This window comes from Thainema salinarum CENA647 (assembly GCF_057732415.1).
This window is the reverse complement of sequence record NZ_JBYJZJ010000022.1, coordinates 2,357,724-2,370,636: the sequence shown is the minus strand read 5'-3', so window position 1 is coordinate 2,370,636 and position 12,913 is coordinate 2,357,724. Positions and strand designations below refer to the sequence as shown.

The following is a 12,913-nucleotide window of genomic DNA, read 5'->3' as shown; positions in this document are numbered from 1 at the left end:
TCTGTGAAGAGCTTGCTATGCGAGCCTTTCACAGATGATCGTTCCGGAAATAATGTCTGATATTGCTCCAACTCACTTAGAACCGATTCTGACCATCAGCGGCACAACCGTTTTGCCCGGAAAAAAGCAGCGGTTGGAAATTCCGATTGCTCGCCTGCCGACCCAAACCATGCTGTCTCTACCCGTGACGGTGGTTACAGGGCTACGACCTGGCCCACGACTGTGGCTGAGTGCCGCCATTCACGGTGACGAACTGAACGGAGTAGATATTATCCGGCGGGTGCTGGGCAAAATCGCTCCTGGCTACCTAAACGGCACAGTTATTGCCGCGCCCATCGTCAACGTATTTGGCTTTATCGAGCAGTCACGCTATTTGCCTGACCGCCGCGATCTAAATCGTTCCTTTCCCGGCTCACCACGAGGATCACTCGCAGCCCGACTAGCTCATCTGTTTATGAAAGAAGTGGTCAGCCAGTGTACCCACGGCATTGACCTGCACACGGCGGCCTATCACCGCACCAATTTGCCGCAAATTCGGGCTGATCTGCGCGAGGAGCAGACCCGAAAATGCGCGATCGCATTTGGTGCCCCCCTGATTATGCAATCAGCCACGCGCGACGGTTCACTGCGGCAAGCAGCGGCCCAGCGCAAGATTCCCGTCCTGCTGTATGAAGCTGGGGAAGCGCTGCGGTTTGATGACGATGCGATCGCAGTTGGCGTCACGGGCATTATGCGCGTGATGAAAGCGCTGAACATGTACGAGTCTGAGGTAGAACTGAGCACTAATCCCCCCGTAGCAGTGGACAAAAGCCAGTGGGTACGCGCTTCCCACAGCGGCATTCTGCACCTGACGGTGAATCTGGGCGACTGGGTGGGCAAACGGCAGCAAATCGCGCTGATCAGCGATGCCTTTGGCGACAAAACCTTTGAGGTGCTGGCCCCCACCGATGGTATTGTGATCGGCTGCACTCGCAACCCACTGGTGAATCAAGGTGACGGCATCGTCAATCTTGCGATCGCGCATCGCAGCGACCTCAATGCCAATCTGTAGGGGCGATGCATTTGGCCGACATGTTACGCTCGCGATACTAATATTTGTCTAAATGCATCGCCCCTAAGGAGTACCGAACATGAATGGTTGCGTTGAAATTGCAGCATATCGGCCAAATGCATGCCCTCCACGCATGATTTAATTTGGAACGGAATAAACACGTTAAAGTAGAACTACGGCCATCTCTATAAATGGCTAATGCCGTATATACCAAAAACGGTGGTTGCTGCAATGAACCAAATTTTGCCGCGCTTTGTGCGTTCTCTCTACCGTCGGGAGCCAGTTACCAGCATTCTGATTACGATGGGTGCCACCGATGCCGCCATCGGCGGGTTGAATAATCGCGTCATGCTGATGTCCTTTGGCTTAGCTTTAGTCGGCGTGACTGTACTGCTGCGGTTCCTCCAGTCCCAGCGTCAGAAGTCCCAGCCCCAGCTACCGATTCAGCCGAAAGCGAAACCCCAGCTTTTCTTGCCGGATCGACAGGCACCCCAACCGATTCATTTAGAAGCCAAGACCGATGTGCGATCGCAACCCCGCCGCCGTCCTTAGTTGGCATTTATGTGGGGGCGAATGGCCATTTGCCCCTACAACGCAACGCAATGTCAGCCTAAAGATGGCAGGATAGGGAAGCGCAGATTTCAGTTTGCTTATGCTCGGTCTTGCTTTACATACCGCTAGCCCGGAATTGGGACTAGCCGTGGGTGATGGTACTACAGAGGTGCGATCGCAGGTTTGGCCGCTGGCGCGGGAGCTGTCGAGCCAGTTGCACTCGTATTTAGTTGAGTTTCTGCAACCCCACTCGTTTCAGGATGCGGGATTTGTGGCAGTAGCCAAAGGCCCTGGCGGATTTACCGGAACGCGGATTGGCGTGGTTACGGCTCGTACACTGGCGCAACAGCTCGACGTACCGCTGTATGGTGTTTCAACACTGGCGGCTGTGGCTTGGCAAATTTTTAACCAGATGGAGATGGATGCCAAACCGTCACCGCCGGATATTGCGATTCAAATGCCTGCTCAGCGGGGCGAGTGGTTTACGGCGATCTATCGGATTCAGTCCGGCGAGGGGACTCGTGTTGGTGATCAGTCTGAGGAGTTGGGAGAGGGGGCAAGGGGGCAAGGGGAGCAAGAGGGGCAAATTGTAGTGGCCCAATCGCCTGATGCGGTGATGAAGCTGACGGATTGGCAGCAGTTGCTTGAACAGTGGCCTCATCCTTATTATTTGCATCAAATTCCAGCCGCTGCGGGGTTGGGTGATACGGTGACGGGCATATTTGCGATCGCGCAGCATCAGTATCGGGCTGGGATTCGGCCCCACTGGTCTGAAGTGATGCCATTTTATGGTCAGCATCCCGTCCAGTCGCCAACGTCAGAAAATGCTTAAAAATCGGCAAAACTTGTCACTTTTTACAGATAGACTTTAGTTTGAATAGCAGATAGTCAATAGCGCTGTTTTCAAGGCAACTAAGTCAGTTTTTCCAGGATATTGAACCGCTTTTTCCAGGAGTCAATGTTACTGTTAATGAGGTAGGCAGACAGCCTATTAACCTACAGTTACAGAATATTCGCCATAGCGGTCTATGTTTCAGTGTGCTCTCATCTGCACGGACTTTACGGATGGTTTACACCGTTTAGTCAACGTTGTCCCCAGTCTGTCTGAGGCTGGGCTGAAAAAAGTGATCTTTTTCCACAATGCTTCGTTTATTAAAGATCGCGAAATACCCAGTGTGGATGAAGAAGCGGCAGAAATTGCGCGTCAGCGCTTGATGGTGGCAGTTGAAAAAGCTCCCGCTGGACTAGAGGTACAGGTAATTGTCAGAGCTGGGCGACCGATTGATAACATCCTGCAATTGGCCAATGAGCACGCTGCCGACATTATCCTGCTGGGGATGCCAAGCCGGAGCTTACTCAATGAAAAGCTATTCGGCAGTACGACGATGGGGTTGGCTCAGCGTACCAGTATTCCGCTGATGACGCTGCGTCCACAACTGGTTTCAACCTATACGACCGAGGAGCTAGAGTTGCGCTGTCGGCACCTATTTCGCTTCTTTTTGGTGCCCTATGACGACAGCAAAGCGGCTCAGTATTTAGTGAAACGCCTGCAAGACCAGTTTGCTACTCACCCCAATCCAGTTTTGCAAGAATGCTTGCTGTACTGGGTGGTTGAAGAAGGAGGACGGCGCGAACTACGGGGTGAAACTCGCATGCAGGACGCGAGAAACCACTTGCGCAACGTGCAGCAACAGTTTGCCAATGCTGTAAATATCAAGGTGAATGCAGAAGTGGTGCTGGGCGATCGGGTTGCGAAAACCTTGGAAGCGGCCAATGAGTATGACATCAGTGCGATCGCAACTTCGTCTGACAGTCTCGGTAAGCTCCTAGAGTGGTCGGTGCCCAGCTTTACGGGCGAAATTCTACGCAAGAGCTGGCATCCAGTGATTTATTTCCCGCCCGGTCGCGATTAGACGTATTTGACCGTTGCAGTCTAACAAACCTCAAAGAGGGGATTTTGCCGCCGCAATGCGGCGGCAAAATCCCCTCTTTGGGTTTTCGGACGAGTTTGAAGTTTGTCTATACCAGCCTGCTGAGGTTGCAAAGCTTTCTTGAAGAATCCGTGATTTTCCGGACGCTTAAATGTTCCTTTACCTGAAATTCATAACTTCTTGATGTCAACCCCCTAAAGTCGTCAGGGAGTTAGTTGAAGTTGAAGCTGAGTGTTTGTCCGCCTTGCGGGCGCAGGCTCTGTACAGTCTGCATGTAATATCGAGTCCGCGTGTAAGAACCCAATTCCTTTTTTGTGAAACGCTTGCTCCGCAAGCGTTTCACAAAAAACAGAATCGTGGGTTTTCAACCGGATTTTATATAAAGGGAACATCCTGCTAGTGCGATCGCATTCCGGAAATGTACGGATTTTGTCGCTCAGTGATATGAATGCTTTTGGGGTGCTGCTTGTGTGTATCGCGAAGATGCACTGCGACCGATCACGATAACAACGAACAATCATGCCTGCGCTCAGACAGAGACAGACGCTGCTAACTCCAGATTCATTTGCAGTCGTCCATTTCCATTATTTGAGGTACGCATGGCTGAATTTACACTGCAACTCCTGCACGCCGCTGACCAAGAAGCTGGAGTTCCTGCCATTGAAGATGCTCCCAATTTTTCTGCTGTCCTGAATGCATTGAAAAACGAAGATGCCGATGGCGACGGAGTTGTTGATTATGCCAACACGCTGATCCTGTCTTCTGGCGATGCCTACATTCCAGGGCCATTTTTCTCAGCTAGTGAAACCGCCTTCGGCAGAGCTGGTCAGGGCGACATCCTGATTCAGAATGAACTCGGCTTTCAAGCGATCGCGCTGGGCAACCACGAGTTTGACTTGGGCACAGGTGTGGTGGCTAGCTTAATTGCACCCGATCCAGCGACAAGCTATCCCGGCACGGCTTTTCCCTATCTCAGCGCTAACCTTGACTTCAGCAACGATGCGAATCTAGCCGGACTCGTCGCGGCTGACGGTCAAGAAGCCAGCACCATTCCTAACAGTTTGGCAGCTAGCACCGTTATTACTGTTAATGGTGAACGAATTGGCATCGTTGGCGCGACGACTCCGACCCTGCCAACCATTTCGTCGCCTGGAGATGTGGGCGTATTTCCCACTGCGTTCGATGCGTCGAATCCGGCTGATATTGCGGCACTGGCGGCTGAGATTCAGGCCGATGTCGATGCCCTACTAGCGGCCAATCCAGATATCAACAAAGTGGTGCTGCTCTCCCACATGCAGCAAATCAGCATTGAGCAAGCTCTGGCCACCCAGTTACGCAACGTCGATATTATCGTTGCGGGTGGTTCCAATACTCGGTTAGTGGACGAAACCGATCGGCTGCGGGCAGGTGATACGGCGCAAGGTACCTATCCCATCATCCAAACCGATTTGGACGGCAATCCAGTCGCTGTGGTTAACACGGATGGCAACTACAAGTACGTCGGTCGTTTGGTGATTGACTTCGACACAAACGGCGTCATCGTTCCCGAAAGCTATGATCCGACGGTGAGTGGAGCCTACGCTACCGATGATCAGGGGGTTGCAGATGTCGGCGGTACGCCCGATCCGGAAGTTGTCGCCATTGTCGATGCTCTGGCCGAGGTGATTGCGGCCCAGGAAGGCAATATTTTCGGTAGCACCAACGTGTTCCTCAACGGTACCCGCAACGACGTGCGGACTCAGGAAACCAACTTAGGCAACCTGACGGCGGATGCGAACTTAGCCTATGCTCAGCAAACCGATCCGACCGTCGCGATTTCGATTAAAAACGGCGGCGGCATTCGGGATGACATTGGTGACGTGATTGTGCCACCGGGAGCGACGAATCCAGAAGACTTTTTGCGCGTGCCTCCTCCAGCCAATGAGCTGGCAGGCAAAGAGGAAGGCGACATTTCCCAGCTTGATATCACCAATGCGCTGCGGTTTAACAACGGCCTAACGTTGCTGACCGCTACGGCTGAGGAACTGTTGGCTATCGTTGAACATGGTGTTGCGGCCAGTGCTGATGGAGCAACTCCGGGGCAGTTTCCTCAAATTGCAGGTATTAACTTCAGCTTTGATGATGACCTACCAGTGGGCGACCGTACTCAGTCTTTGGCTGTTCTCGATGCCAATGGCGAAGTACTGGACGTTGTCGTGCAGAACGGTGAGCTAGTGGGCGATCCAAGCCGCACCTTCCGGATTGTAACGCTGGGCTTTCTGGCAGATGGGGGTGATGGTTATCCCTTCCCGGATCGCGATCGCATCGATCTCTTCGCTACCGATCCAGCCGCTCAAATCTTTACGGGCGATGCTACGTTTGCGCCTGACGGAACTGAACAGGATGCATTAGCTGAGTATCTAGACGACAACTTTAGCGCTCAGCCCTTTGATCGAGCCGATACCGCTCCGGCAGAGGACACCCGCATTCAGAATCTTGACTTCCGCGAAGATACCGTTCTGGCCAATGTCGATGATGTCGATCCTGGAGATGGCGGTTCGGGTAGCGATGCTGTGCCTCAACTGACGGCCATTGGCACCTATGAAACGGGAATTTTCGACGAAGGCGCGGCTGAAATCTCGGATTACGATCCGGAAACCCAGCGCTTGTTCGTCGTCAACGGCAGCAGCGGCGGCATTGATATTCTCGATCTGTCTACGCCCGGTAGCCCCGTCAAAGTCGGTGAAATCGATATCTCAGCTTACGGTGATGCGCCTAATAGCGTCGCCGTCAAGAATGGCGTACTTGCGATCGCAGTTCAAGCTGAAGATGGATCTGAAGCGGGCCAAGCGGTTTTCTTTGATGCTGACGGTAACTTCCTCAGCGCAGTTACAGTTGGCGTACTGCCCGACATGATCACTTTTACGCCCGATGGCACGAAGGTACTCACCGCTAACGAAGGCGAACCTGTTTACGACGATGACGACAACGTGATCGCCGATCCGCAGGGTGGCATCAGCATCATTGACATTTCCGGTGGAGTTGAGAATCTAACTGACGCGAATGTCACCACCGTTGACTTCACAGCCTTCGACGGCATGGAAGCTGACCTGCGGGCAGACGGCGTCCGCATCTTCCCTGGTCGTTCCTTCTCGCAAGATGCTGAGCCAGAGTATATTTCAGTATCGCCAGACGGCAGCAAAGCCTTCGTCACACTGCAAGAAAATAATGCGATCGCAGTCGTCAACCTCGATACCAACGAAATTGAAGAGATTCAGCCCCTCGGTCTAAAAGACTGGAGCAGCGGGCCAAAGCTCGATGCCAGCGATCGCGATGGTGGTATTAATCTGCAAAACTGGCCCGTGTTTGGCATCTACATGCCAGATGCGATCGCAACTTACGAAGTCGGTGGCGTCACCTACTACATCACGGCCAACGAAGGCGACGATCGGGGTGATGCCGATGCGACACCCGGTGGCGATGCTGTCCGGCTCAAGGATTTGGGTGATGTGATTTCCTTTGGTCGCAATGGCTTGTCGCTAGATGAGAGCTTTGATCCGGCGCTGCTGGAAGATGAGGCACTTGGTCGGTTGGTGATCTCCTCGGTCGATGGTGACCTGGATGGCGATGGCGATATCGACCAAATCCAGTCCTACGGTGCTCGCTCCTTCACCATCTGGGATGAGAACGGCAACCTGGTGTTTGACAGCGGCGATCAGATTGCCCAAATCACCGCTGCGCTAGTGCCTGAGCTGTTTAATTCGGAAAATGGTGATCCGGCTGAATTCGACGCCCGCTCTGACAATAAGGGGGCTGAACCCGAAGGCGTTACAGTGGGCATCGTTGACGGTCAGGTGTATGCCTTCATCGGCCTAGAGCGGACAGGCGGCGTCCTGGTCTACAACGTCACCAATCCCACTAGCCCCGAATTCATTCAGTATATCCAGACCGAAGGCGACATCGCGCCCGAAGGACTCAAGTTCATCAACGCAGCAGACAGCCCCACGGGTCGGAATCTGCTGGTTGTCACCAATGAAGTCAGTGGCAGCACGACGCTCTACGATTTCGGCACGGTGATTTCCGGCTCCGGTAACGACGACACAGTTGGCGATGATGCCGACAACCTAATTCAAGCTGGCGACGGCAACAATGCTGCTGCGGGTGGTCTGGGTAGCGACATCATCCTCGGTGGTGACGGCAACGATGTCCTGCGGGGCGATTTGAATAAGCAAAGCGCTCAAGGCAACAAGGGTGACAATGACATCATCCGAGGTGGTGACGGCAATGACCGAATCGGCGGCAAAGGCGGCAACGATGACCTCTATGGCGATGCGGGCAATGACCAAATCTGGGGCGATGCGGGTGACGACCTGATTCAGGGTGGTCTCGGCGTTGACAAAGTGTTCGGTGGCGACGGTGCGGATACCTTCTTCCTCTCGGTGGGCGAAGGATTTGACCAAATTCGCGACTTCAGCTTTGCCGAGGGTGACATGATTCGCCTCCCGCAGATGGTCAGCGTGGACGATATCACCATCATGGGTAAAGGCAACGGGATCGATATCCTGCTGGGTGAAGACCTGCTGGCTAATCTGCGTGGTGTCAGTGCTGAAACGCTAACAGCAATGGCGGATCAAGTGTTTATTGCCTAATTTCAATCCACAAAGAGCCGAGATACCTCGGCTCTTTGTTATCTCAATTCAACCGCTACACCAGCTCTCATATCATTTCTGCAATTTGGCGCTACAGATGAGTCCAGTACTGAGGACTGGGTGCTGAGTGCTGAGGTGCAATTCGCCTCACTCCTCACTCCTCTCGCCTCACGATACTGACAATTGATGTGTAGTCAGAGTTGAGAGAAACGATATCAGCTTGTGAGCCTGTTTGTGCTGTGTTTGTACTGAAAAATTTACGACCTGGAGCAATCGAGGAAACATGAGCGATTTGATGATCACCGGGATTATCGATGGGCCGTTAACGGGTGGAATTCCCAAAGCGATTGAGTTCTATGTCCTATCCGACATTCCCGACCTGAGCATTTACGGTTTTGGCTCGGCTAACAACGGCGGCGGCAGCGATGGGCAAGAATATACCTTTTCCGGCTCTGCCGCTGCTGGAGACTACATTTACATTGCGACTGAAACAACCGGATTCACCAGCTTCTTCGGTTTTGCGCCAACTGACACCAGTTTCGCCGCGTCAATCAACGGCGATGATGCCATTGAACTATTTATGAATGGCATGGTTGTTGATGTCTTTGGTGATATCAACCTGAGCGGAACGGGACAGCCTTGGGACTACATGGACGGTTGGGCTTACCGAGTTCCTGGGTCTTTACCAGATGGAACGTTCAACTCATCAGAGTGGACGTTTACTAGTCCCAATGCGCTTGATGGTTCAACCACAAATGACGGTGCAGCTACGCCGTTTCCACTGGGTTCGTATGCGGCTGATGGTAGTTCTAGCCTGGTGATCAACGAAATGGTCGTCTCGACTGTTGGCACCGATCGCGAGTTTGTTGAACTGCTCGGCTTACCCTCTGCATCGCTGGATGGCGTGTTCTTGCTTGAGGTTGAGTCGGGTGGCGAAATTGATACCGTGCTTGATTTTTCAGGCCAGTCGCTGGGCACAAACGGTTATTTTCTGGCCACTAGTCCAGAAGCGGAAGCCGTACTCGGTGTAACGGGTGACATATCCATTGCCAATAACACCTTTACCAATGCGTCGCAGACCTACCTGCTGGTGCGAAACTTCACGGGCGCAAGCGGTGATGACCTCGATTTAGACGATGACGGCACAATTGACGTTTTGCCCTGGGATGAACTGCTCGATGATGTGGCGTTTATCGATGATGACAATCCCATCATCTACAACTCAAATGTCGTTGGCCCCGATGGATCATTTTTAGCGCCTGGTGGCTTTCGCAATCCAGAAGGCACGGGCGCTTTTGTTCAGCACAGTTTTTCTGATCCCTCTGCCTACACGCCCACTGCCGGAGACAGCGACGGCGGCAATGGAGGTGGTGACGGCGAGTTAGTTGCCATCTATGAGATTCAAGGTGCAGCGCATACCTCGCCGCTGGAGGGTCAAACCGTCACTACCACAGGTATCGTAACGGCAGTAGATTCTAACGGATTCTATCTGCAAGACCCAACTGGAGACGGGAATATTGCCACGTCCGATGCCATTTTTGTGTTTACAGGTGGTAATCCGGGCGTAAGCATTGGCGATGAGCTTCAGGTCGAAGGGACAGTCTCGGAGTTTACGCCAGGCGGCGCTGCAACCCGTAACCTATCCACGACGCAAATCAGCGGTAGTCTGACGATCACGACGTTGAGTACGGGCAACGCATTACCAGAGGCCGTGATTATTGGTGCCAACGGTCGCATTCTGCCTTCAGAGAGCATTGACGACGATGACTTCTCTAGCTTTGACCCAACTGAAGACGGCATCGACTTCTTTGAATCCCTAGAAGCTATGCGGGTAACAGCGCAGGACTTGGTGGCTGTGGCTGGCACCAACGGCTTTGGCGAAATTTTTGCGATCGCAGCTGATACTAATGCAAGCGGAATTAGCGATCGCGGCACGCTCAACATCAGCCCTGATGATTTCAATCCAGAGCGTATTCAAATTAACGAAGACTCTGATCTCTTCGACTTTGAGTTTCCGACGGTCGATGTGGGGGCGGAACTGGGCGATGTCACGGGCGTTGTCGGCTACAGCTTTGGCAACTTCGAGATTTATCCCACCGAAGACTTTACAGCTACCATCCAGGACAGCACGCTCCAGGCTGAATCCAGCAGCATCACGGGCAGCATCAACGATCTCACCGTTGCCTCTTACAACGTACTGAACCTCGACCCGAATGATGCGGATGGCGACACGGATATCGCCGATGGTCGGTTCGCGGCCATTGCTGCCCAGATTGTTAACAGTCTCAATTCTCCAGACATCATCGGTTTGCAGGAGATCCAGGACAATAACGGTTCAGTCAATGACGGCACGACATCGGCCAGTGAGACGCTGCAATTGCTCGTAGATGCGATCGCAGCCGCAGGTGGTCCCCAGTATGAATTTATCGACAATACCTTCATCACCGACGGTCAGAGCGGTGGACAACCCGGTGGCAACATCCGCACCGCGTTTCTCTACAACCCTGACCGGGTTGACCTGGTAGAGGGATCGGTGCAGCCCATTGGCAGCCAAGCTCCCGGAGCGACATTTGCTGGCGCTCGCTTGCCGCTGGTGGCGACGTTTGACTTTAACGGTCAGGAAATCACCGTCGTTGACAATCACTTTTCGTCAAAAGGCGGTAGCGCTCCCATTCTGGGCACAGAGCAGCCGTTTGAGGAGCTACAGGAAGATCCGGACGTGAATGGCAGCCTGAATGAGCGGCGCGAACAGGCCCAGGCCGTTAACGACTTTGTAGACGGCCTCTTCGCTAATGATGCGGATGCTAACGTGGTCGTGCTGGGTGACCTAAATGAGTTTGAGTTTGTCTCGCCGCTCGATATCTTGGCGGGCACAGTCGAGAGCCTCAACGCTGGACAGGCCATTCAGTCCACGGGTGAAGCTGCCGTTCTGACCAACTTGATCAACAACATTGACCCGGATGAGCGGTACAGCTTCATTTTCCAGGGCAACTCCCAGCAGCTAGACCACATCTTGGTCAGTGATAGCCTGCTGAACGAGGCTGAGATTGACATTGTCCATGTCAACACCGAGTTTGCTGAAACAGACAGTCGGGCCAGCGACCACGATCCGGTGTTAGCGAGCCTGTTCTTCTTTAACGAGGTCACAGGCACCAATCGTAACGATACTCTCGTTGGCACAGATGGGCGCGATCGCATTTTAGGTCTAGGTGGTAACGACTGCCTAACCGGAGGCGCAGGAGCAGACCTGTTCGTCTATCAAAGCGCCAACGAATTGCGCGATCGCATCACCGATTTTGAAGTCGGTGTCGATCAGCTAGTGTTCACTGATCTGTTAGACAGCATTGGCTACACAGGCAGCAATCCGCTGGCAGATGGTGTGATTACGCTCCGCCAGCTAGGAGCCGCAGGCACCCGCATTGAAGGCTTCGGCGGCCCCGGTCGATCGAAGTTCATCACGATCGAAGATGTGACGGTGGCTGAACTCAACAGTGCTGTTGAGACATCGTTTGTGTTCTAATACGAAGTCTAGTTGAAAACCCATTATGTATTTTTGCCCAATGCTTGCGTCGTAAGCATTGGGCAAAAATACATTGGGCGGACATACACGGACTTGATTAAGAAAACTACTTTCCGCTGACCTTTGACGAGATCTAAGACGGTCGTTCGTCCTGGTCGAGGGGGTCTGGGCGCAATCGAAATGCCCCCAGTAGAGCGGCTTGGGATTAACCGATGATGTGCTGACTATCTCCTACCAATGCTCAACACCTAGCAGTTCATTTGAATTAGTTAAAATAATCAATAACGTATCGCCAGAGGCAATCATCATGTGTGGCCGAGTTGTCTGCTATTCGCCACTCGAAGAAATTAGTGAAGCACTGGGAGCAACGCTTGATCCAAGCGCCCAGTATGGCTATGAACCCTCCTACAATTTGCCGCCCTCTAAACCCGTGCCGATTGTGTGCGAGATGGAGCAGGGTTCAGAACGCGAATCGCGGCGAGACAGTCGCGATCGCAGATTGCTGATGGCCAAATGGGGACTTTTGCCGCACTGGGCTAAAGATGAATCTTTGGCGTTCAAAACCTTCAATGCCAGAGCTGAAACCGTGCGGGAAAAGCCTGCCTATCGGGGCGCGTTTAAGTATCGCCGCTGCTTGATTCCGGTGAATGGGTATTACGAATGGCGACGGAATGGCAGTAAGAAGCAGCCGTTTTACTTTTCGCGGCAGGATGGCGACTTTATACGGCTGGCGGGACTGTTCGAGTTCTGGAAGGACGAACTGCTGACCTGCACCGTAATCACAACCGCAGCGAGCAATATGGCCGCCGAGGTGCATAACCGGATGCCCGTGGTGATTGAAGCTCAGGATTCTGACACCTGGCTAAGCGCCAGTTCGAATGAGGCGTATGAGGTGCTGCACTCCGCAGGCAAGGATGTGCTGAAGATGTACGAAGTCGATCCGGCAGTCAACAATGCCCAACATGATGGTGCAGAGCTAATTACGCCATTGAGTGCATAGTCGAAATCAAACGGCTCCCATTAAAAGAATTTGCTGATATTGGGCAGATCAATCTAAATTTCTCTTGCTGCAATCGCTGACAGCCTATTGTTTTACTTTTGCTATACGGAATTACGCGAAGGGTGATGCTGAACTGCGATCGCAATCAAGTATCTGCGTAGGTTGGGCATTGCCCTCCATGATCTTAGAACTTAGACAGTAAGCCAGTGGTGGGCCTTGCCCACCCTTATT

Annotated in this window: 7 protein-coding genes; all 7 read left to right on the top strand. The window is 53.0% G+C overall.

Annotated elements, in window-relative coordinates:
* Positions 1-52 precede the first annotated feature (52 nt).
* The 7 genes from AC286M_RS17325 to AC286M_RS17295 all read left to right on the top strand — a co-directional run bounded on the left by AC286M_RS17325 (position 53) and on the right by AC286M_RS17295 (position 12,682).
* A complete protein-coding gene (locus tag AC286M_RS17325; RefSeq protein WP_488205581.1) occupies positions 53-1,051 on the top strand; it encodes a succinylglutamate desuccinylase/aspartoacylase family protein in 999 nt (332 codons plus the stop codon).
* A gap of 231 nt (positions 1,052-1,282) precedes the next feature.
* Complete coding sequence (locus AC286M_RS17320) at positions 1,283-1,603, top strand: hypothetical protein (RefSeq protein WP_488205580.1); 321 nt, start codon at positions 1,283-1,285, stop codon at positions 1,601-1,603.
* Positions 1,604-1,703: 100 nt separating this feature from the next.
* Entirely contained in the window at positions 1,704-2,435 is a 732-nt protein-coding gene (gene tsaB, locus AC286M_RS17315; protein WP_488205579.1) for a tRNA (adenosine(37)-N6)-threonylcarbamoyltransferase complex dimerization subunit type 1 TsaB, read from the top strand.
* Positions 2,436-2,631: 196 nt separating this feature from the next.
* Entirely contained in the window at positions 2,632-3,516 is an 885-nt protein-coding gene (locus tag AC286M_RS17310) for a universal stress protein (protein ID WP_488205578.1), read from the top strand.
* Between the two features lie 617 nt (positions 3,517-4,133).
* Complete coding sequence (locus AC286M_RS17305; protein ID WP_488205577.1) at positions 4,134-8,162, top strand: choice-of-anchor I family protein; 4,029 nt, start codon at positions 4,134-4,136, stop codon at positions 8,160-8,162.
* 283 nt (positions 8,163-8,445) lie between these two features.
* Entirely contained in the window at positions 8,446-11,682 is a 3,237-nt protein-coding gene (locus AC286M_RS17300; protein WP_488205576.1) for a DUF8508 domain-containing protein, read from the top strand.
* 307 nt (positions 11,683-11,989) lie between these two features.
* On the top strand, positions 11,990-12,682 hold the full coding sequence (locus AC286M_RS17295; protein ID WP_488205575.1) for an SOS response-associated peptidase: 693 nt from the start codon (positions 11,990-11,992) through the stop codon (positions 12,680-12,682).
* The last annotated feature ends 231 nt before the right edge of the window (positions 12,683-12,913 follow it).